The organism is Tautonia marina, from assembly GCF_009177065.1.
Lineage (GTDB): Bacteria > Planctomycetota > Planctomycetia > Isosphaerales > Isosphaeraceae > Tautonia > Tautonia marina.
In genome coordinates this window covers 182456-203922 of the sequence record NZ_WEZF01000012.1, presented here as the reverse complement: position 1 = coordinate 203922, position 21467 = coordinate 182456, and the positions used below count along the sequence as shown (strand labels likewise).

At 62.0% G+C, this 21467-nt stretch carries 16 protein-coding genes; 11 read left to right on the top strand and 5 right to left on the bottom strand.

The features are described from left to right. Positions 1-15 precede the first annotated feature (15 nt). The 4 genes from GA615_RS16020 (at position 16) to GA615_RS16005 (ending at position 7721) form a co-directional block, all read left to right on the top strand. Entirely contained in the window at positions 16-2472 is a 2457-nt protein-coding gene (locus GA615_RS16020; RefSeq protein WP_235905497.1) for a DUF1549 and DUF1553 domain-containing protein, read from the top strand. Between the two features lie 80 nt (positions 2473-2552). Continuing rightward, positions 2553-3875 (top strand): DUF1501 domain-containing protein, encoded by a 1323-nt coding sequence (locus tag GA615_RS16015; RefSeq protein WP_152052319.1) that lies wholly within the window; start codon positions 2553-2555, stop codon positions 3873-3875. Positions 3876-3898: 23 nt separating this feature from the next. Further along, positions 3899-5509, top strand: coding sequence for a PPC domain-containing protein (locus tag GA615_RS16010; protein ID WP_152052318.1), 1611 nt, complete (start codon positions 3899-3901; stop codon positions 5507-5509). A gap of 160 nt (positions 5510-5669) precedes the next feature. Further along, complete coding sequence (locus tag GA615_RS16005; protein ID WP_161602374.1) at positions 5670-7721, top strand: alpha/beta hydrolase domain-containing protein; 2052 nt, start codon at positions 5670-5672, stop codon at positions 7719-7721. 73 nt (positions 7722-7794) lie between these two features. Here GA615_RS16005 and GA615_RS16000 read toward each other — a convergent pair whose 3' ends face one another. Together GA615_RS16000 and GA615_RS15995 are read right to left on the bottom strand one after the other, a co-directional pair. Beyond that, positions 7795-9249 carry a DUF1501 domain-containing protein gene (locus GA615_RS16000; protein ID WP_152052338.1) on the bottom strand — a complete coding sequence of 485 codons (1455 nt, stop codon included), beginning with the start codon at positions 9247-9249 and terminating at the stop codon, positions 7795-7797. A gap of 23 nt (positions 9250-9272) precedes the next feature. Continuing rightward, positions 9273-11744 carry a PSD1 and planctomycete cytochrome C domain-containing protein gene (locus GA615_RS15995; protein ID WP_152052316.1) on the bottom strand — a complete coding sequence of 824 codons (2472 nt, stop codon included), beginning with the start codon at positions 11742-11744 and terminating at the stop codon, positions 9273-9275. Between the two features lie 383 nt (positions 11745-12127). Between GA615_RS15995 and GA615_RS15990 the strand changes: the two genes are divergently transcribed. From GA615_RS15990 to GA615_RS15980, 3 genes are all read left to right on the top strand, one after another. Continuing rightward, positions 12128-13372 carry a GTPase gene (locus GA615_RS15990; RefSeq protein WP_152052315.1) on the top strand — a complete coding sequence of 415 codons (1245 nt, stop codon included), beginning with the start codon at positions 12128-12130 and terminating at the stop codon, positions 13370-13372. A 108-nt stretch (positions 13373-13480) separates the two neighbouring features. Continuing rightward, positions 13481-14947, top strand: coding sequence for a neutral/alkaline non-lysosomal ceramidase N-terminal domain-containing protein (locus GA615_RS15985; RefSeq protein WP_152052314.1), 1467 nt, complete (start codon positions 13481-13483; stop codon positions 14945-14947). Positions 14948-15080: 133 nt separating this feature from the next. Next, the gene (locus GA615_RS15980) at positions 15081-17021 is read left to right on the top strand and encodes a CocE/NonD family hydrolase (RefSeq protein ID WP_201750207.1); all 1941 of its coding nucleotides are present in this window, start codon (positions 15081-15083) and stop codon (positions 17019-17021) included. Between the two features lie 13 nt (positions 17022-17034). Here GA615_RS15980 and GA615_RS15975 read toward each other — a convergent pair whose 3' ends face one another. The 3 genes from GA615_RS15975 to GA615_RS15965 are packed head-to-tail and all read right to left on the bottom strand — an operon-like array spanning position 17035 to position 18136. Further along, a complete protein-coding gene (locus GA615_RS15975) occupies positions 17035-17265 on the bottom strand; it encodes a hypothetical protein (protein WP_152052313.1) in 231 nt (76 codons plus the stop codon). Between the two features lie 23 nt (positions 17266-17288). Next, positions 17289-17846, bottom strand: coding sequence for a hypothetical protein (locus GA615_RS15970; protein WP_152052312.1), 558 nt, complete (start codon positions 17844-17846; stop codon positions 17289-17291). A gap of 17 nt (positions 17847-17863) precedes the next feature. Further along, positions 17864-18136, bottom strand: coding sequence for a WXG100 family type VII secretion target (locus GA615_RS15965; protein WP_152052311.1), 273 nt, complete (start codon positions 18134-18136; stop codon positions 17864-17866). 252 nt (positions 18137-18388) lie between these two features. Here GA615_RS15965 and rpmA point away from each other — a divergent pair, with 252 nt between their 5' ends. The 4 genes from rpmA to GA615_RS15945 all read left to right on the top strand — a co-directional run bounded on the left by rpmA (position 18389) and on the right by GA615_RS15945 (position 21371). Then, positions 18389-18661, top strand: coding sequence for a 50S ribosomal protein L27 (gene rpmA / locus GA615_RS15960; protein ID WP_152052310.1), 273 nt, complete (start codon positions 18389-18391; stop codon positions 18659-18661). Between the two features lie 119 nt (positions 18662-18780). Next, complete coding sequence (gene obgE / locus GA615_RS15955; RefSeq protein WP_152052309.1) at positions 18781-19824, top strand: GTPase ObgE; 1044 nt, start codon at positions 18781-18783, stop codon at positions 19822-19824. Positions 19825-19897: 73 nt separating this feature from the next. After that, entirely contained in the window at positions 19898-20680 is a 783-nt protein-coding gene (locus GA615_RS15950; protein ID WP_152052308.1) for a type III pantothenate kinase, read from the top strand. A 136-nt stretch (positions 20681-20816) separates the two neighbouring features. Beyond that, entirely contained in the window at positions 20817-21371 is a 555-nt protein-coding gene (locus tag GA615_RS15945; RefSeq protein WP_152052307.1) for a YqgE/AlgH family protein, read from the top strand. The last annotated feature ends 96 nt before the right edge of the window (positions 21372-21467 follow it).

The following is a 21467-nucleotide window of genomic DNA, read 5'->3' as shown; positions in this document are numbered from 1 at the left end:
AAGAGGGGCGATCTCGTGAGGGTACGACGATCGATTATCGCGGTCATCGCCGTGATCACGATGGGGTGGAGTGGGATCGCCCTCGCGGAAACTCGGACGATCACCGATCTTCGGATCGTTCCGGACACCATCACGCTCAACGACGCCAGCGCCCGGCAACGTCTCGTGGTGATGGGGACGGTTGACGGCCGTTCGGTCGATTTGACCCGAGAGGCGGAGATCGAGGTTGGTGACTCGGCTCTCGTGACGGTCACGCGCGACCGCGTGGCCCGACCGCAAGCGAATGGTGAGACGAACCTTGTCGCCGTGGTGGACGGGCAGAAGGCCAGCGCGACCGTTCGCGTGTCCGGAATGGAGGCTGAGCGGCCGATCACGTTTGAGCACGATGTGATGCCGATGCTGACCCGGTTCGGTTGCAACTCGGGCCCTTGCCACGGGAAACAGCGGGGGCAGAACGGCTTTCAGCTCTCGCTGCTCGGGTTTGATCCGAATTTCGACCACAACGCCATGACCAAGGAGGCCAGGGGGCGTCGCGTGTTCCCGGCCGCTCCGGAACAAAGTCTCTTGCTGCTGAAGGCGACCGCCACGCTCCCCCACGGCGGCGGCAAGCCGATCGAGGCGGGCAGCGAGGAGTACGAGGTACTTAGGCGCTGGATTGCCGAGGGAATGGCCCGCGATCCGGAAGGGTCCCCCTCGGTCGTCGGCCTGGAGATCTCGCCGACCGAGCGGAGCATCGCGGCCGGAGATCAGCAGCAAGCGATCGTGACGGCGCATTATTCCGACGGATCGACCGCCGATGTGACCCATCTGGCCGATTTCCAGTCGAACGAATCGGCAGTGGTCGCGGTGGATGAGTCGGGCCTGATTCAGGCAGGCGACCGACCCGGCGAGGCGGCGATTAGTGCCCGGTTCGAGGGGCAGTTTGCGACCTGCGGCGTGACGATTCCGCTGGAAGGATCGGTGCCGTCCGAACTCTATGAGAACCTTCCCCGATCAAACGTCATCGACGGTCTGGTCTGGAACAAGCTCCAAAAGTTGGGGTTGACTCCTTCGACCCCGACGGATGATGCCACGTTCCTCCGACGTGCCCATCTCGACATCATTGGTCGGTTGCCGACCCCCGAGGAGTCGCGGGCGTTTCTCGATGATCCGTCTCCGGAGAAGCGGACCGTCTTGATTGATCGCTTGCTGGAGCGTCCGGAATACGCGGACCACTGGGCCACGAAGTGGATGGACCTGCTCCGGCCGAACCCGTACCGGGTGGGGATCAAGGCGGTCTGGAATCTGGATGCCTGGATTCGGCGGGCCTTCCGCGAGAATATGCCGTACGACGAGTTCGTTCGGACGATCGTTGCGGCCGAGGGGAGCACCTTTCAGGAAGGACCGGCCACTATTTTCCGCGATCGTCGCGATCCGGAAGAACTGACGACGATGGTGAGCCAGCTTTTCCTCGGCATTCGGCTCGATTGCGCGCGGTGTCACCACCACCCGTTCGAGGTCTGGGGGCAGGAGGATTTCTACGGCTTTGCTGCCTATTTCGCCGAGGTTGGCCGCAAAGGGACCGGCCTCTCGCCGCCGATCAGCGGAGGGGAGGAAATCATCTTCGCCTCGGGTAAGGGGTCGGTCGCTCACCCCTTGACCGGAGAGACGATGAAGCCGGCTCCGCTGTTCGGTGAGGCGCCGGAAGCCGAGAACGATCCCCGAGAATCGCTCGCGTACTGGATGACCGACGCGGACAATCCGTACTTCGCGCAGGTGATCGCCAACCGGGTCTGGGCGGACCTGATGGGGATCGGCCTGGTGGAGCCGGTCGACGACCTGCGGGCGACGAATCCGCCGACCAACCCGGAATTGCTCGATGCGTTGGCGAAGGAGTTCGTCGCGGGTGGATATGACCTGAAACACTTGATCCGGACGATCATGACCTCTCAGGTGTATGGGCTCGACGCGCGGCCGAATGACCGCAATGTGGTGGATGTGAGAAACTACGCCCGCCATTATCGCAAGCGGCTCGGTGCCGAGGTCTTGCTCGACGCGGTCTGTGACATCACGGAAGTTCCCGAGTCGTACGATGCCGCCGCTCCCGGAACGCGGGCCTCGCAGATCTGGACGCACCGGGTTCCCTCGACCTTCCTTGACACCTTCGGAAGGCCGGACCCGAATCAGGACCCCCCTTGCGAGCGGGTTCCGGATACATCGGTCACTCAGGTCTTGCACCTGATGAATGCCCCGGCGCTGCACTCCAAGATTACCAACGACGACGGGGTCGCCGCCAAACTGGCCGCGAGCGACCGCTCGGATGAGGAGATTGTGGAGGAGCTTTACCTTCGCGTCTTCTGCCGATTGCCGTCGGAGGAGGAGAAGGCCATCGCGCTGGCGGTCTTCAACGAGCCGGAAGTTGATCGACGCAAGGCGACCGAGGATGTTCTCTGGGCCTTGATCAACTCGGCGGAATTCATTTTTATCAACTGATTTTGACCGGACGGGACATCGATTTTCCGCCGGTCACGCCGTGGCGAGGCCGGCCCGTACCAGACCGAGGAGCTTTGAACATGAGCCGATCCCGGAACTGCGAGGGGACGACCCGACGCGATTGCCTGAAGCTGGGGCTGACGAGCTTGATCGGCGGTGGTCTGGTCGATGCCTTGAGGCTGCGAGGCCAGTCGGCGATGTCCTCTCCCGGGCGACCGACCAGCTGCATCCTGGTCTGGATGGACGGCGGTCCGAGCCATTACGAGACGTTCGACCCTAAGCCCGACGCCCCCGCGGAGATTCGAGGCGATTACGACCCAATCGCCACGAGCGTGCCGGGGATGCATTTCTCCAAGCACATGACCGAGATGGCGAAGATCGCCGATCGGCTCGCGGTTGTTCGATCGATCCAGCACAACCAGGGGAACCACGGGGCCGGCAATCACTACATGATGACCGGCGCACCGACCCGAATTCCCGTCGGCTGTGGTGCCTTCGTCAGCTTCCACCCGAGTCTCGGTTCGGTCACGGCGTACGAGCGGGGAACGCAAGGGGGCTTGCCCCCGTACTTCTCGATCCCCCGGATGTCTCGCTCGGGAGGACCGAACTTCCTGGGTGCCCGGTACGCCCCGTTCGTTGTGCCCGACGATCCGAACCGCGACAACTTCCGGGTCCGGGACGTCTCGCCGCCCCGCGATCTGGACCTCGGCCGGTTCGACAACCGGAAGGACCTTCGGGCCCAGCTCGATCGGCTCGAGCGGATTTCTCATGAAGCCGCCGGCGATCCCGTCCGATCGCTCGATGAATATTATGAGCAAGGGTACGACCTGATGTCCTCTCGGGACGCGCAACGCGCCTTCGAGGTTCAGGCCGAACCGGACGCGATCCGGGACCTGTATGGTCGGAATCGGTTCGGGCAGAGCTGCCTGCTGGCCCGTCGGCTGGTCGAGGCGGGGGTCCCCTTCATTACGCTGTATGAGGGCGGGTGGGATCACCACGTCGAGATCTTTGACGCTCTGGATAAGAAGTTGCCACCGTTCGACAGGGCTCTGGCGGCCTTGATCCTCGACCTGGAACAGCGCGGGTTGCTGGAATCGACGCTGGTGATTGCCCTCGGGGAGTTCGGGCGAACGCCGAAGATCAACGGTCGAGGCGGGCGCGACCACTGGTCGAACGCCATGTCCGTGGTCTTCGCCGGCTGCGGCACGCCGGGAGGCCAGGTGGTGGGGGCGACCGACGCCCGCGGTTATGCGGCCGTCGATCGCATTCTCTCGCCGGAGAACTTCGCGTCGACCGTGTATCGGAAGCTCGGCATTGATCCGAATACGATCTACTACACGCCGCAAGGACGCCCGGCCCACCTGGTGAGCGACCCGAACCCGATCGCCGAACTGATGGGCTGAACCTCTCCCCTGGATTTGCTTCGATGCGACACCTCCGCCCTACCAAGTTGATCGTGGCCTTGCTCCTGCTTCCGACCTGGGCGCAGGCCGATCCGCCGAAGGTCTCCTCCTTTTTTCCAGGAGGAGGCCGGCTGGGCGAATCGGTTCGGGTCGAGGCCAAGGGGACCTTCAAACCCTGGCCGGTTCAGATTCAGGTCGATCGGCCAGGGATCTGCTTCACTCCTGAGGAAGAGGAAGGGGTCTTCACCGTCTCGATCGCGGACGATGCGGCCCCTGGCCTCGCCTGGGTGCGGTTGTTCAACGAAGAAGGGGCCGCGACGCTCCGGCCGTTCCAGATCGGTACGGTGTCGGAAGTCGTGGAGGTCGAGCCCAACAACGCGGACCACCAGGCTCAGGAGGTTGATCCGCAAGGGGTCGTAGTGAATGGTCGGCTGGAACGATCGGGCGATGTCGATTCGTTCGCGGTTACCCTGGAATCGGGACAAACGCTGGTGGTCGCCCTGGAAGCGAACAACCGGCTCGGCTCGCCCATGGACGGCAAGATTCAGGTTGTTTCGCCGGAAGGCTTTGTGGTGGATCATGCTGATGATTCGCCATTGCTTGATCCCAGTCTGGCGTTCACGGCCCCGACCTCCGGGACGTACGTGGTGCGTGCTTTCGCCTTTCCGGCACAGCCGGATAGCTCGATCCGATTTTCGGGAAGTGATGATTATGTGTATCGCCTGACTCTGACGACCGGCGGCTACGTCGACCTGGCGCACCCGTCGGTCGTCAATCTAGAACCCGAAACGGAGGTCGCCGCCGCCGGCTGGAACGTGCCGGGGGAGGGTGTCCGGCTCCGTGTGTCCCCTGGTCCCGAGCGGTCGGTGGTGGCCTGGAATCCTGATCTGGCTGGCGCTGTCGAGGTGGAAGCGGCTGAGCTTCCGGTCGTCCTGGCCTCCGCACTTTCGGAACAACCTGCGAGCCTGCCGGCCTTGATCTGTGGTCAACTGGGAGAGGATGGGGAGGCGGATCGATTCCCGATCAAGGCCGAGCCGGGAACCTCCATCATGCTTCGAATGGAAGCCCGAGCGTTCGGCTCGCCCCTGGATGGGGTGATCACGGTGGAGGACTCCTCGGGGAAGCAACTGGTCGAGATGGATGATTTGCGTCGGGAACTCGACCCTGAATTGACGGTGAAGGTTCCGGATGATGGGATGCTCCAGGTTCAGGTGCGCGACCTGCACCGTCGTGGAGGCTCCCGGTTTCTCTATCGGGTCGAGGCCCGAGAACCGAGCCCGGTGGTGAGACTGACGGTTTCGGCCGATCATTTTGAGCTTGATCGGGAAAAACCGTTGTCGATTGAGGTCGAGGTGGATCGACAGGGGGGATACAAGAACCCCTTGACCATCACCGCGGAAGGGCTCCCGGACGGAGTGACGGTCGAGCCGGTCGTCTCCGAGTCTGAGGGGGATTCCTCCAAGAAGGTGACGCTTCAGATCACGGCGACCGAAGCCGCTGCGGTCTGGTCTGGCCCGATCCGGATTCTCGGCACCGCCGAAGGGGCTGAGGACTCCGCCGCGTCGGCCACTGCCGAACGGGTGGGTGGTTCTCGAACCGAGTCGCTCTGGCTGACGGTTCCTCCGTCCTCCTGAGCTGCTTGGTCCGCGGCATCGCGGACGGATACCTCCGGACCGAGCCAGGACGGCCTTGCGATCCGGCCCTTCGCCTGAGACAACGGGGCGTCAGACTAGAACGCCCCGGTTTGCTCCAGGAAAGGACCGACGTATGTGGATGCGCGCAAGGCGTGGGGAATTGACGAGCGCTGCCAAATGCTCCGGGTTCGGAGTTCTGGTTTGCCTCTTCGCCATGATCGCCCAGGTTGCAACGGTCGAGGCGGGGGTGGTCCGCCTGGAGATCGAGCAACGGGAACCGTTCGCCGACGGGCACGAGTTTGGCTCGGTCGGTGCTTATGAGCGAATCCAAGGGCGTGTGATGCTTGAGGTTGATCCCGACGATCCGTCGAATCAGGCGATTCACGACCTCAAGCTCGCCCCTCGAAACGATCGCGGCGTGGTGGAATTCTCGACCGAGTTCGACTTGCTTGCCCCCGTTGATCCGAAGCGGGGGAACCGTCGCATTCTGTTCGAGGTCAACAACCGGGGGAACAAGCTCGCGCCCGGCGCCTTTCTCGATCGCGGTGGGAACGAATTCAGGACCCTTGACGACGCGGGGAATGGGTTCCTCTTTCGCGAGGGGTATCACCTGCTCTGGTGTGGTTGGAATGGGGATGTTCGTCCGGGAGAAGGCCGCCTGACGATGGAACTCCCCATCGCTCAATCGGCTGAAGGACCGATTGAAGGGCGCATTTATGCAGAGATTTGCGTGGATGCCCCCAGCCGATCGGAACCGCTCGCCTGGGGGAACTCAGACCCTTACCCGGTGATCGACCCCGAGCAGGCGGTGGTCACCATGCGGCCGACCCGTGATGCTCCCGCCGAGGTCGTTCCCAAGGATCGGAGGGCATTTGCTCGCCTTGAGGGAGATCGGGTCGTTGCTGACCCCACTCACCTGTTTCTGGAAGATGGGTTTCGGCCCGGCTGGATCTACGAGGTGGTTTATACGACGCGGAATCCCCGGGTCACGGGGCTCGGATTTGCCGCGGTTCGAGACGTGGTCTCCTTCTTCAGAAACGAGGAATCCCCTGCGAATCCGCTGGCCGGCGCGGTGGACGGAGTGCTTGCGTTCGGGATCTCCCAGTCGGGGCGGTTCCTTCACGATCTCGTGTATCAGGGGTTCAATGCCGACGAGCAGGGGCAAGCGGTCTTCGACGGCGTGTTCGCCCACGTTCCGGGAGCGGGAAAAGGGATGTTCAACGGTCGGTTCGTTCAGACGACCCGGCACGGCAGCCCGCATCAGGACCGGCTCTTTGTCTCCGAGTCGTTCCCGATGACCACCGCTCCCTCGACCGATCCCCAAACCGGCCGAACGGGGGATACCCTGGAGCGTGCCAGGGAGGCGGGAGTGGTGCCAAAAATGATCTTTACCAATACGTCTGCCGAATACTGGACACGAGCTGCCTCGCTCTTGCATACAGATGTTGATGGAACGATTGACGTGGGGCACGATCCGAACGTGCGCATCTATTTCATCGCAGGCGGTCAACATGGGGTTTCGACTGGAAGGAGTCGGGGAATCTACCTGAATTTGATCAACACGCTCGACTATCGAGGGGTGCTTCGTGCCTTGCTTGTGGCGCTGGACGACTGGGCGACTCGTGACGTGGAGCCTCCGCCGAGCCGATACCCAAGAATCGACGACGGAACCTTGATCCGAGCGGAAACGTACCATCGGACGTTTCCCGAGTTGCCGGGCGTCGCCTTGCCGCGGGCGCATTACGTACCGACGCGGCTCGATTTCGGCCCTCGGTGGGAATCGGAGGGGATCATCGATAAGGTTCCGGCCGTGGTTGGTGAGCCGTTCCGGACCCTCGTTCCTGCGCCCGATACGGATGGGAATGATCGCGCAGGCATTCGATTGCCGCAGCTTGCCGTTCCCATCGCCACCTTCACCGGATGGAATCTTCGCAGTGCGGAAGCGGGGGCGGCCGGTCAGCTCGCCAAATTCAACGGGTCCTTCTTGCCGTTCCCGGTAGACGAGCAGCAACGGATCGACTCGGGCGACCCAAGGCCGTCGGTGCTTGAGCGTTACCCGACATTTGAGCACTACCTGGGACGATTCTCGGAGGAACTGCTTGAACTCGAATCGCAGCGCTTTCTGCTGGATGAAGACGTGGTGGGATTGCTTCGGGCTGCTGAAGCATCTCGGACGCTGTGGGAGGTGGAGGACTCCGCACCTGTCCGCTGAAGACCCGAGGAGCAAGGACACCAGGGTTTGACTTGTACTGGTGCCCTTGCTTCTCGGATGAACATGCGAGGGATCAGGCGATGAGGGAGGAGACGACTCGTCCACCGACGTCGGTGAGGCGGAAATCGCGCCCCTGGAAGCGGTAGGTCAGCCGGGTGTGATCGAGGCCGAGCAAGTGGAGAATGGTGGCCTGAAGGTCGTGGACGTGGATCGGATCTTCGGCGACGGAGAAGCCGAACTCATCGCTTGCGCCGAAGGTCAGGCCGGGCTTCACGCCACCCCCCGCCATCCACATGGTGAAGGCATCGGGGTGGTGGTTGCGACCGGTCTTTTCTCGGACCTCGCCCATGGGGGTGCGGCCGAATTCTCCTCCCCAGATAACCAGCGTGTCTTCGAGGAGGCCGCGGGCCTTGAGGTCGGTGATGAGGGCGGCACAGGCGCGATCGACGTCGAGACAGACGGTATCGAGTGAGTCTTCGAGATTCTCGGTGGGGCCGCCGTGGTGGTCCCAGTTGGTGTGGTAGAGCTGGACGAACCGCGTGCCCCGCTCCACGAGTCGTCGAGCGAGCAGGCAGTTGCTGGCGAAGGTGGGGACTCCCGGATCGATGCCGTAGAGGTCGAGGGTGGCCTGTGACTCACCCGCCAGGTCGATCAATTCAGGGGCGCTGGATTGCATCCGAAAGGCCATCTCGTAGGAGGCGATTCGGGTAGCGATCTCGGGGTCTCCCGTGGTGTCGAGCCGATGGCGGTTCAGATCACCGATCGCGTTGAGGGTCGCTTGCTGATTCGCTTCGGAAACCTCGGGTGGTCGAGACAGGTCGAGAATGGGCTCGGCGCCGCTCCGGAAGGGGACGCCCTGGTAGGCGGTTGGCAGGAAGCCACTCCCCCAGAGCACCGCGCCTCCTCGAGGGCCTCGGGGGCCGGACTGGAGGACGACGAACCCGGGCAGGTTGTCGGCCTCGCTGCCGATGCCGTAGGTGATCCAGGCCCCCATGCTGGGGCGGCCAAACTGTGTGGTCCCCGCGTTGAAGAACAGTTTGGCCGGCGCGTGGTTGACCGGCTCGGTCCAGACCGACTTGAGGAAGGTCAGATCATCCACGACCCGAGCGGTGTGAGGCAAGCATTCCGAAACCCACGCGCCGCTCTCACCGTGTCGGGCAAATTTCCGTCGTGTGCCGAGAAGTTTGGGTGGTTCCTTGTTGAAGGTGTCCATGAAGGCGAAACGCTTGCCTTCAAGGTACGATGAGGGAATGGGCTGGCCGTTGTAGCGCTGAAGGCCGGGTTTGTGATCAAACAGCTCGAACTGGCTTGGTCCGCCCGCCATGAACAGGAAGATCACGTTCTTGGCTTTGGGGGCGTGATGACCGGTCCTTGGAGCGAGCGGATTCGCGGAGGGAGCCGAATCGGCGGCGAGACTGCTCGGGCCATTGCCGAGCAAGGAGGTCAGCGCCATCGAGCCCAGACCGATTCCGCAGCGTTCAAAAAAATGCCGACGGGTCGATTGGAGCAGCGGGGGGATCTCGTTCATCATGATTCTCCCGTCGGTTGCCATTATTCGCGTGTAATGAACTCGTCCAGATTGAGCAGAACCCTGGCGATTGCTGTCCAGGCGGCTCGATCGGGGTGCCTGGACTCCGCGGAATCTTCCCCTTCCGACCCGGACTGAAGGCGTCGTTGCGCGTCGAGGAACGACATGAGCCGATCCAACTCGATGGGGTCGGGGCTTCGGGCCAGGCAGAGCCGAAAGACGAGGTCGAGTTTGCCAGCGTCGTCGGGAGGCCCTTCGGCCAGGACGCGATCAGCGAGGGCCTGCGCGAACTCGTAAAAGGCCTGATCATTCAAGAGCATCAGGGCTTGAAGGGGAGTGTTCGAGCGTGTCCGTCGCGTGCAGGCAAAGGTGGCGTCGGGGGCATCGAAGCCGACGAGCAAGGGATGCGGAGTGGCTCGCCAGAAGAAGGTGTAGAGACCTCGTCGGAAGCGGTTGGGGCCGGTGTCGGCGACCCAGGCTCGATTCATCTGGCCGAGGCTCATGACGCCATCAGGTTGAGGGGGGAAGACGCTTGGGCCGCCGACGGTTTCGGTGAGGAGTCCGCTGGCGACGAGGGCCGAATCGCGAATCAATTCCGCGTCGAGCCGCAGGCGAGACTGACGAGCGAGGCGACGGTTTGTGGGGTCGCGGGCCACCAGATCCGGGCGAAGCTGCGACGATTGGCGATAGGTTGCCGAGGTGAGGATCAACCGGTGCATGGTCTTGAGGCTCCAGCCTCGGTCGATCAACTCCACCGCGAGCCAGTCGAGCAGGTCGGGATGCGAGGGCACGGTGCCCTGAGTGCCGAAATCCTCGTCAGTTTCGACGATGCCTCGTCCGAAGTAGGCCTGCCAGAGCCGATTGACGGCGACCCTTGCCGTGAGCGGGTTCTGGGGATCAACCAGCCAGTGGGCCAGGTCGAGCCGGTTCGGACGGGCGTCCGAGTTGCTGGTTAAGGGAGGGAGCACGGACGGTACGTCGGGCTGGACCGGGTCGCCCGGCCTCGTGAAGTCGCCGGCCATGAGGAAATGAGTGGTTCGAGGGTCCTTCTGTTCTCGAACGACCATGGTCGTCGGGATCGTGGGAAGATCCTTCTTGATGCTTGCGATTGCATTGCGATGAGGGGTGACGATCGGGTCGTCCGACTGATCGATAAAGGCCGCGAAGACGACGCGATTGCGCTCTGCTGGGCGTTTGTCGAAGGGAAGGTCGAAGGCTTCCCTGACTTCCTGCGATTGCTTTTGCCGGCCAGCACCATCGAGCCCGATTTCCCAGGCATGCTGTCGTTTGAGGAGGTCGGGGTCACGTTCGATGCCGGCAAGGTAGTCGTTGACGGCCTGGTTGACCTCGTCCCGTCGGGCCACATCTTCGGCGGAGGCCACGGGAATCGTCGGCTCGTCCACCGTATTCAGGAATGCAAAGAACTGGAAGTAGTCGAGCTGAGAGATCGGATCATACTTGTGGTCGTGGCACTGGGCGCAGCCGATGGTCAAACCCATCCAGACCGAGCCGGTGGTGTTGACGCGGTCAATCACCGACTCGATCCGGAACTGTTCGCGGTCGATTCCGCCTTCCTGATTGATCGGGGTGTTGCGATGGAATCCGGTCGCGACGAGCTGAGCCATCGAGGCATTCGGGCGAAGGTCGCCGGCGAGCTGGTCGATGGTGAATTCGTCGAATGGGAGGTCGCGGTTCAGGGCGTCGATGACCCAGTCGCGGTAGAGCCAGATCTCACGAGGAGCATCGATGCTGTATCCGTTGGAGTCGGCGTAGCGGGCGTTGTCGAGCCAGCGCCGCCCCCAACGTTCCCCGAAGTGAGGGCTGGAGAGGAGGCGATCGATCAGGTGCTCGTACGCGTCGGGGCGTTCGTCGGCCAGAAAGGCCTCGACTTCCTCCGGGGTCGGCGGCAACCCGATCACGTCGAGACTGGCCCGACGGATCAAGGTTGCCCGATCCGCCTCGACGGAGGGGGCGATTCCGTCCTGTTCGAGCGGAGCCAGAATGAAGGCGTCAATCGAGTTGCGGACCCAGGAGGAGTCCTGTACCGGAGGAACCGGAGGCCGTTTGGGAGGAGTGAAGGCCCAGTGTTCCTCCCAGGGGGCTCCCTGCGCGATCCACTGGCGAATCAACTCGATCTGCTCGGCCGAGAGCGACTTGCCCGAATCGGCGGGGGGCATCCGGAAGTCTGCGACCTCCTCGGCGATTCTCAGATAAAGCTCACTCTCTTCGGGCTTCCCGGGCACAATTGCCGCGTAACCGCCGAGGTCGGCCAGGGCACCTTCCGCAGTATCGAGCCGAAGGTCGGCCGCCCGCTGAGAGGCATCGGGACCATGGCAGCGGACACAGGTGTCTGACAGAATGGGCCGGATCTCGGTCGCGAAGTCGATCGACCGCGTGTCCTCGGCCTTTCCATTGCTCGGGAGGACAAGGTGGCCGATGATGAAGAAGGAGGTCCACCAGACGGCCAGTGTCCGGGGCGGTCGCAGATGCGTCATCGTCTCGGGGCTCCGGTCTCGGGGACCGATCATTCACACGCGAAGGGGATCAAACGGCACCGGAGAAATCTCAGGCACCTGGAGCGGCCCAATGGCTTGCGTGCGGCAAGGGGTTTAACCTAGGTTTAGCCTAAACGATCCTCGCACTCATTCGCAACCGATTCGAGCGTCCAGAGACGCGGGTTACGACCGTTGTGCCTGGAAGAATTGACAGAGGTCGGAAGGGTGGTCGTTCGGAATCGGATCCGATCGCCGGGTTCTCGGATCTTGAGGCCCAGGAATTTGGGGAGGAGTGGCGTGTCGTTCCGACTTCATGGCCAATCACTCGGTCAGAATGTCCTCGCGGGAGCGTGAGGACACAACCACTTCATTCAGACGAACTCATGAACGACGTGACCGGAGACGAGGTGCCCAATCCGGGTCCACGGGGATCGACCTGGCCCGATTCGCAAGCCTCGAATCACGAGGTTGTGCCTCGACGCGGGCCGTTTCTCAGTCTCCTCACGTCGCCAGCTCGGGGGGCGATTGCGGTACTTCGAGTCTGGGGTGAGGGGGCGGTTGAGGCTGCGGACCGGGTCTTTCGACCCCATCGAGGTGTGCGGCTTGCGGAGTCATCGGCGAGACGGCCACGCGTGGGGAGGGTGGGACGAGGGACCGGAGATGAGGTGGTCGCGTTGATCCTCAAGGACAACAGCCGCCTCGATGAGGTGGAGTTTCAGTGTCACGGAGGGCCTGCGGCCGTGGCGATGGTCGTGGAAGCTCTGGAACAGGTCGGGGTCTGCCAACGATCGGCCGACGATTGGGTCAGGGTTCAACAGTCGTCCCTGGTCAGAGCCCTTGCACATCATGATCTGGCGCACGCGGAAACTGATCGCGTGGCGCGGCATCTGCTTGCTCAGGCGCAAGGCGCTCTCGACGAGGCACTGGACGCGATCCGCAGCCGGCTGAGCGATGATCCCTCCGAGGCGATCGAGCGGCTGAACATGCTGATCGATCGTGCCGAGGTGGGGTGTCATCTCGTCTCTGGGTGGCGTGTTGCCCTGGCGGGTCGGCCGAATGTGGGGAAGAGTCGGCTCCTGAATGCCCTGGCGGGCTATGGTCGAGCGATTGTGTCTTCGACTCCGGGAACAACGCGCGATGTGGTGACTGCCCGAATTGCCATTGATGGCTGGCCGGTTGAGGTCGCGGATACGGCTGGGCTGCGCGTGACTCAGGACCCGATTGAAGCTGGGGGAGTTTCCCTGGCCCGATCTCGGCATGGAGGGGCCGATCTGGTTCTTTTGATCCTTGATCAATCCGAGCCATTCACCGAAACCGATCGAGGATTAATCAAAGACTATGAGAATGCATTGATTGTGTGTAACAAACGGGATCTCGTTGCCGTCTGGGAGCCGGATGCGTCGTGGGGGGAAGTGAAGCGGATCTCTGCGGAGCGTGGGGATGGACTCGAATCCTTGGTGGCAACGATTTCCAGACGGCTTGTCCCCGATCCACCACAGGCCGGAGAGGCGATTCCGTTTCGAGAACCACAGCGGCAGCATCTGATCGAGGTGCGTCGACTCCTTCAGGCAGGGTGTCTGGAGCAGGCCCGAACGACGCTCGATCAGCTTCAAGCTGGTGCAAGCTGATCGGGAGGCGAGGCCGAGGTCTTGCGGTTGAGAATCGGCCAACGCATGATCAAGAGATTCGACCGATCCCTGAACCCTCGATCGAGAATTGGACCGGAGGATTCACGCATGACGAATCAATTCGTACGATCCCTTCGAATGAGCCTGACTCTCTCGCTCATGGTCTGGGGGGTAATCTCGGTTTCGATCGGAGCCGCCTCGGAGGAGAGTGAGCGTGTCTTCCAAGCAGGGGCGGCGACGAGCAATATTACCCCTCCCCTGGGAGAACCGATTGTTGGCAACTGGAATTCTCCTCCGGCAACTCATATCCACGACGATTTGCACGCTCGATGCCTGGTGCTCGATGATGGCGAAACCAGGATTGCCATTGTGCTTTGCGATAATGTCGGGATCGCCCGAGACGTGCTGGACGTGGCTCGAACACTGGCCGAGGAGGCGATTGGGATTCCCGAGCAACAGATACTGATTGCCTCGACGCATACCCATTCAGCAACCCCAGCCAGGGGACTCGATCGCCTGGCGCCTCTTGACGACCTGAGTGGCTATCCATCCTTCCTTGCGCGTCGGATTGCCGATGGAATTGTCCGAGCCGCGGCAAACCTCGAACCCGCGAAGATTGCCTGGGGACGAACCGAGGTCCCGGGACAGGTTTTCAACCGACGATGGTTTCTCAAGCCGGATCGTGAACTGCCGAACCCGTTCGGAGGGACCGACCGCGTGAAGATGAATCCTCCCCGAGGGAATCCTGATCTGGTCGAACCGGCAGGCCCGACCGACCCGGAAGTCGCGTTCCTCTCGGTTCAGGCGGTTGATGGTCGGCCGATTGCGCTGCTGGCCAACTATTCGCTGCATTATGTCGGGGGAGTGCCCTCGGGGCATGTCTCCGCCGATTATTTCGGGGCGTTTGCCGAGCGAATTGAGCAGTTGCTCGAAGCGGATCGGGTTGACCCGCCGTTTGTCGGCATGATGAGCAATGGGACAAGCGGAGACATCAACAATATTGACTTCCGCTCTTCCGGTCAACGGATGGAACCGTATGAGAAGATCCATCAGGTGGCCGATGAGGTGGCACAGGCCGTCATTGAGGCGCACCAGGGACTCACGTTCCACTCGTGGGTGCCGGTGGGGGCCGCGGCTCAGGAGTTGACGCTGGCGGCTCGTGTTCCCAATGAGGAACTCCTGGAGTTCGCCCACCGAACGCTGGCGAAGCCCGAGGATGCCCCGCTCGGTCACCCTCTGGAACGGATTTACGCCGAGCGCGTGCTTCGGGCGGTCGATGCGCCGAGCGAAGTGTCGATCTTCCTACAGGCTTTGCGCATTGGTGACGTTGGGATTGCGGCCATTCCGTTCGAGGTGTTCGTCGAAACCGGGCTCGAACTGAAAGCACGCAGTCCGTTCGAACAGACGTTTACCATCGAGCTAGCGAATGGGTCGTACGGCTATCTTCCCACTCCTCGCCATCACGATCTCGGAGGTTATGAAACCTGGTTCGGCACCAATCGGGTTGAACGAGACGCATCGGAAAAGATTCGAGACGTGATGCTTGAACTCTTTGACACCTTGCACACTCGTTGAGACTCGGGGTTGGCTCCGTGAAACTCAAACAAGACCCCACCTGTCCGAAGAAATGCATACACTTCGGAGAGGTGGGGTCATGGATTGCTTCGTTGACTCCTGGCCGTGACCACTCAGACGGACAACACCTTTCATGAATATGCATCGCATCGCGTTGCTGCGTTTGCGGCTTCTGGTCCTTTCGAGCGTACTCGCCGGCCTTCCGGTGGTCGCAACTGCGCAACAAGCCGTGGTTGCCGAGCCGATTCCTGTCGAGGAACGCTATGAGAAGTCAGAGCATCTGATCCCGATGCGCGACGGTGTTCACCTTTTCACGGCCATCTATCGGCCGCGAGACGCTTCCGCGGAGAATCCGTATCCGATCTTGCTGAGCCGGACACCGTATAGCTGTAGCCCCTACGGCGAGGACGAGTACCGCCCCCTGGTCGGTCCGTCCAGGACGATGATGGAGGACGGGTACATTGTCGTCTATCAGGATGTTCGAGGGCGTTTTCGGTCGGAGGGATCGTATGACAACATGAGGCCACATGTGCCCGGCGATGCGGAGATCGATGAGAGTTCCGACACGTATGATACGATCGAGTGGTTGCTGGATAACGTTACGGGGCACAATGGGCGGGTTGGCATGTGGGGGATTTCGTATCCAGGGTTTTACACCGCCGCGGCCTTGCCCGAGGCTCACCCGGCGCTAGTGGCGGCGTCGCCTCAGGCTCCCATCGCCGACTTTTTCTTTGATGACTTTCATCATAACGGAGCCTATACGCTTGCCTACTTTTTGATCACGCCAGTCTTTGGTTATCAGAAAGACGGGCCACAGGAATCGCGATGGTTTGACATCGTCGATCCGGGCACTCGTGACGGCTACAAGTTTTATCTGGAGCTTGGCCCGCTGAAGAACGCCTCGCGCTATTACGGCCCAGACAATTTCTTCTGGAGGGAGCTTGTCGAGCATCCGAATTATGACGAGTTCTGGCAGCGTCGCGCCATTCTTCCACATCTCAAGGGGCTTTCGACCGCGGTCATGACCGTGGGAGGCTGGTTCGATGCGGAGGATTTGTACGGACCATTATCCATTTATCAGACCATTGAGCGTGAGAATCCTGAGACCTTTAATATGATGGTCATGGGACCCTGGGGTCATGGTGACTGGGCTCGCAACGGAGATGGTCCCCAGGTGACCGGGAAAATTCCTTTCGGCGAAGGGCTCTCGTCCGCGTATCAGGACGACGTCGAGGCCCGCTTCTTCCGCCATTTCCTGAAGGAAGGGAATGATCCGGCAGACCCCGGTCCTGATCTGCCCGAGGCGCTCACCTTCGACACGGGGCGGAAGCGTTGGGAAGAATTTGAGCAATGGCCTCCCGCAAACGTCGAGACCGTGCAGCTCTATTTCGGCAATGACCGGACGCTCTCCGCCAATTCACCGGACGCGGAAGACCGTCAGCCCTTCTCCGAGTTCATCAGTGATCCGAGTACACCGGTTCCCGACTCGGGGGAGATTCAGATCGTCATGACGCCACGAGCCTACATGACCGATGATCAGCGCTTTGCCAGCCGACGTCCTGATGTGCTTTCGTTTCGTTCTCAGGTGCTCGAATCCGACGTGACGCTGGCCGGCCCGATGATCGCCCGGCTCTTTGTCTCGACCACCGGGACCGATGCCGACTGGGTCGTGAAGCTGATCGACGAGTATCCGGGCGACCATCCGACTGAGGAACACGCTCCCGAGGGAGTCGAATTCGGCGATTACGAGCAGCTTGTTCGAGGAGAGATCATCCGAGGACGGTTCCGCAACAGTTTTGAATCGCCAGAGCCGTTCGTTCCCGGCGAAGTCACCCCGATTGATCTGCCCCTTCAAGATGTTTTCCACACGTTCAAGAAGGGTCATCGAATTCTGGTCCACGTTCAGAGTAGCTGGTTCCCACTCTTTGATCGGAACCCTCAGACGTTTGTTCCGAACATCTTCGAAGCGGACGAGGACGACTTCACTCGTCAGACGCATCGGGTCTATCATTCGCCCGAATTCCCGAGCCATCTGGAGATCTCGTTGCTACCGAAGGCTCCCGAGGCGGATTAAGGGAGCTTCGGCCTCACTCGTCGGGCCCGATGTCCTTGATCATTCGGGAAAGGAACTGGTGCAGGTCGTCGATGCCGTGAATGGCCTGGGCGACGGCCTGTTCCAGGGGGACCAGTTGCTTGGCCTCGAAATCGCGGCTGACCGCGTCATCCCACTCGTCCCGCGTCTGGTCCCATCGGGCCCGAAGCGCCTTCAGGTCGTGCTGAAGTTTCGCGCCTCCCGCCGTGATGTTTGAGGGTCGCATGGGGATCGAGGCTCCGGTGACGGTCAGGTGGTCGATTCAGGAGGGTTGGGAGTCTGCTCGGCCGGGGGCCTGACGGGCGGTTGGGAAGGCTCGCGGGGAGCAGCTGTGCTGACGTAGGCTTCAAGCGCGGCGATCATGCGGTCGAGCATGGCCAGCATTCGGGCGATGTCGATGGAGGAAGCGTCGGACAGGCTCCGGGTTCGTCCTTGATATTCCGAGAGGGCGTGCTGAAATTGAGGAACCCACCGTCGGATGGAGGCCAGCTTGCGTTCGGCCTGCTCGAGCCGCATTTTGCAGAGGCGGAGCGCTTCTTTCTCCTGGGATACGTCGGGCACAAAGCCGTCGGTTCGCTGGAGGTTTTTTCGGTGCAAGGCCGCGCGGGCCTCGGCCATGCGCTGATCCCAGAGCTTGATTTGCCCTTTCCAGTAGCGCGGCTGTTCGTGTTCCAGCCAGTCCCGGACGCGGCGAAGCTCGATGTCGATTCCGCCGAGGGCGTTGCGCGCACCGTCTCCGAATTCGGCCACCGCGGCTCGAAAGCGACTGAGGGCCTCGATCGACTGGACGCGGGCTTGCTCGGCCATCGACGCCGGCTCCTGCGTTAGCGCTGCTGGAGATAGTCTTCGATCTTCTCGGCTTTTTTCATCAGGAAGGGAACGTGAGCCTCGGAGAGCTGGATGAATCGAGACACGACGTTCATCGTCTGGCGGAACTCCTCGGCGAACTTGTCATGCTCGCGGTCTCTCCAGGTGGAGCCGAGGTTGTTTAACTGACCGTTCAGCACAGTCATTCGACTCTGGAGATCGTTGTTGAATTGCTTGAGGCTCTGGGCAAACCGGCGCAGTTCGGCCGGATCGACGTGGGCTTGCGGCATGGTGGCGGGCTCCGAGACGGGAGCAAGAGAGGGTCCCCAGTGCTCCACACTACCGAGCGGTTTGAGACGCTGTAAAGGCGTAGGTTTGCTCTGGCTTCGAGAGCCCATCTTGCCCGAAGCCCCTTCCGTTGGGTAGAATTCAAGGCTCTGGCGGGGCCATCTCGGTTCGCCCCGCGCCGATCACTGCAGAAGTCGGGTGGTCGGAGCCAGGCGTTTCGAAAACGTCGAGAGAGAAAGCAAGGTCTTACCGCGATGGCTCACAAGAAAGGTCAGGGCTCCAGCCGCAACGGTCGCGATTCAAATGCCCAGCGGCTGGGAATCAAGCTCTTTGGTGGTCAGCTCGCCAAGCCTGGCGCCATTATTTGCCGACAGCACGGCACGAAGTGGCGACCGGGCAAGAACGTGGGAGTCGGTCGCGACTGGACCATCTTCGCGCTGACCGAAGGGAAGGTCTACTTTGACCAGAATGGCCGTCGAATCAACGTGATTCCGGCCACGAACGGTCAGGTTGAGGCCCACGCCTGAGTGTTGGCCGGCAGATTGAGCAGGTTGAACTGAGTTCTGCTGGACCACGATTCGATGCCCGGCGGCCGGTCCCTTGAGGGGAGCGAGGACGCCGGGCGTCTTGCGTCTCTGAGGGGCGAATGTTTGTCGATCGGGTGACGCTTCACGTCAAGGGTGGCGATGGTGGGAACGGTTGCCTCAGCTTCCGCCGAGAGAAGTACGTCCCTCGGGGCGGACCCAACGGAGGAGATGGCGGCCACGGCGCGCATGTGATCGTCCGCGCGGTGGAAGGCTTGACGAACCTGGCCCACCTTTCCGGGATGCGTCACTTCCGGGGCGAGCGTGGTCAGCACGGCATGGGGAGTAGTCGGGACGGGAAAAGCGCCGAGACGGTCTATATCGACGTTCCGGCGGGAACGATTGTCCGAGATCACAATCAGGGTCATATTCTTCGGGACCTGAAGCTCCCGGGCGATTACGTGGTCGTGGCCCGAGGAGGCAAGGGGGGACACGGGAACGAGCATTTCAAATCCTCGATCAACCGTGCTCCTCGTCAGGTCGAGCCCGGCCAGCCGGGTGAGGAACGTTCGATCGACCTCGAACTGAAGGTGATCGCCGACGTCGGCCTGATCGGATTGCCGAACGCCGGGAAATCGACCTTGCTCTCCCGGATCAGTCGGGCCCATCCCGAGATCGCCGACTACCCCTTCACGACCAAGTATCCGAATCTTGGGGCGGTGATCGTCGACGATGACTCATTCATCGTTGCGGACATCCCCGGATTGATTGAAGGGGCACACCAGGGGCACGGCCTCGGGCACGAGTTTCTCCGACACGTCGAGCGGACCAAACTTCTGGTCCATCTGGTTGAGGCGGTCCCGATCGACGGCTCCGATCCGGTTGAGAACTATCGAACGATTCGGAATGAGTTGGAACAGTACAGCCCTGCGCTGGCGAATCGGCCGGAAATCCTCGTGCTTTCGAAGCTTGATGTGACCGGTGCCGATGAGGTGGTCGATCGGATTGCCCACGAGTTGTGTCGGGAACCACTGACCCTCTCCGCCGTCACGGGACGGGGGATCCCCCAACTGATCAGTCGGATTCTCGAAGTGCTCCAGCGGGTCCGTGCCGAGTCGGACGAGGAGGAGGCACCCTCCCCTTCGGACGTTGTCGAGGAATCTTGAGCATCCTCGACGATGGACCGGGACGGATTCTGTGCATGACCGTTCGTCGTCTCGCTTGTGCCTGGAGGGCGCGGTGTCCCTCGACCGCCTTGTGATTGATGTCGGGAATACGCGGCTCAAGTGGGGGCGTCTCGACTCCAACGGGCGGATTGTCGATTCGATTGCGACGGTGCTGGACGATCAAGGAGTCTGGAAGACCTCGATCGATCGGCTCATCGCGGGACCGCTCCCCGTTGCCGCGGCGATCTCCTCGGTGAATCCGCCCGTTGCCGACCGGCTTGGATGCTGGCTTGAGCGTTCCGGGATCGGCCCGATTCGGTGGTTCCGATCGGCGGCAGAGGTCTCGCTGAACCATCGGCTCGACGCTCCCGAGCGGACCGGGGCGGATAGAGCGCTCTCGGTGCTGGCTGCGTACCACCTGGCCGGGCAGCCGGGACCGGGAATTGTGGTTCAGTGCGGCACGGCCATTACGGTCGAGCGCCTCGACGCTGACGGATGCTGGCTTGGCGGTGCCATTGCGATCGGTCCGGCTCTTGCGTCGAGGGCGCTGCAATCGGGAACCGCGCAACTGCCCGGAGTGTCCGCGCTAGGTTCGGATCGAGAGCCGCCGGCCTGGGGAGCTTCGACGATCCCGGCTCTGGAAGCCGGATTGTTCTGGGGAACGGTCGGTGCGATCCGGGAGCTGATTAGTCGCCAGGGGGAGGGACTCGAACCTCGGCCGTGGGTGATCTGGACGGGAGGAGACGCTCCGAAGCTGGGCCCTCGGGTTTCGGGAGCTGGGGTGCGCATCGAGCCCGACCTGGTGTTGATGGGGGTGGCGATGGCGGGTTTCGGGGCTCCTCGCCCCTTCCCCTGAGCAACCAATCGACTCGACCGCAATCAGCCGTTAGAATCGCCCTTCCGCACGCAGGGAACGTGGCGCCCTCCGGTTTCGCCGGGGCCACGCTTCGCCGCCTCCTTCTCTCCTCCTTGGCACTTGGGATCTGAAGGCGATGACGAGCCTCAAAGGAACCTTCCTCATCGCATCGAATTCCCTGGCCGATCCGAACTTCGTTCGGACTGTCTTGTTGATGGTCGAGCATTCCGAAACCGGAGCCGCCGGGGTGATCCTGAACCGACCGACCGGCGCGACCATCGCCGAGATTTCTCGAAAGGTGTTCAACGAGCCGGATGATTGGGACAAGCCGATTTTCCTGGGAGGCCCCGTGCCTGGTCCTCTGATGGTGCTGCATTCGGTCGAGGAACTCTCGGATCAATGCATCATTGAGGGGCTTTATTCCACGATCGACCCGGACAAGATCCAGGAGTTGATTCAACGTCGCGTCGAGCCCTCCATGTTTCTGGCCAACTATGCCGGCTGGGGTGCCGGCCAGCTTGAGATGGAACTGGCTCAGGACTCCTGGCGGGTGATCCCGGCCGAAACACCTCTGGCCCTGGAAGGGGGGGATGCCACGCTCTGGGAAACCTTGATGCGACGCGTTTCGGCCAACTTGCTCGCCGGAGCGCTGGGGCTGGCGGATCTGCCGAACGATCCGAGTCTGAATTGAGAGACGTTCGTCCGTGGGGGGATCGGTGGAGGATCGCCCGCATGCCGTCGTTGGAGACTGCGGAACGCAGGGACGACCTCATTAAGCCTCCGATCC

Coding starts and splice junctions, on each gene's coding strand:
- GA615_RS16015 (WP_152052319.1), top strand. CDS start 2,553: ATGAGCCGATCCCGGAACTGCGAGGGGACGACCCGACGCGATTGCCTG.
- GA615_RS16010 (WP_152052318.1), top strand. CDS start 3,899: ATGCGACACCTCCGCCCTACCAAGTTGATCGTGGCCTTGCTCCTGCTT.
- GA615_RS16000 (WP_152052338.1), bottom strand. CDS start 9,249: ATGAACGAGATCCCCCCGCTGCTCCAATCGACCCGTCGGCATTTTTTT.
- GA615_RS15995 (WP_152052316.1), bottom strand. CDS start 11,744: ATGACGCATCTGCGACCGCCCCGGACACTGGCCGTCTGGTGGACCTCC.
- GA615_RS15990 (WP_152052315.1), top strand. CDS start 12,128: ATGAACGACGTGACCGGAGACGAGGTGCCCAATCCGGGTCCACGGGGA.
- GA615_RS15985 (WP_152052314.1), top strand. CDS start 13,481: ATGACGAATCAATTCGTACGATCCCTTCGAATGAGCCTGACTCTCTCG.
- GA615_RS15980 (WP_201750207.1), top strand. CDS start 15,081: ATGAATATGCATCGCATCGCGTTGCTGCGTTTGCGGCTTCTGGTCCTT.
- GA615_RS15975 (WP_152052313.1), bottom strand. CDS start 17,265: ATGCGACCCTCAAACATCACGGCGGGAGGCGCGAAACTTCAGCACGAC.
- GA615_RS15970 (WP_152052312.1), bottom strand. CDS start 17,846: ATGGCCGAGCAAGCCCGCGTCCAGTCGATCGAGGCCCTCAGTCGCTTT.
- GA615_RS15965 (WP_152052311.1), bottom strand. CDS start 18,136: ATGCCGCAAGCCCACGTCGATCCGGCCGAACTGCGCCGGTTTGCCCAG.
- rpmA (WP_152052310.1), top strand. CDS start 18,389: ATGGCTCACAAGAAAGGTCAGGGCTCCAGCCGCAACGGTCGCGATTCA.
- obgE (WP_152052309.1), top strand. CDS start 18,781: ATGTTTGTCGATCGGGTGACGCTTCACGTCAAGGGTGGCGATGGTGGG.
- GA615_RS15945 (WP_152052307.1), top strand. CDS start 20,817: ATGACGAGCCTCAAAGGAACCTTCCTCATCGCATCGAATTCCCTGGCC.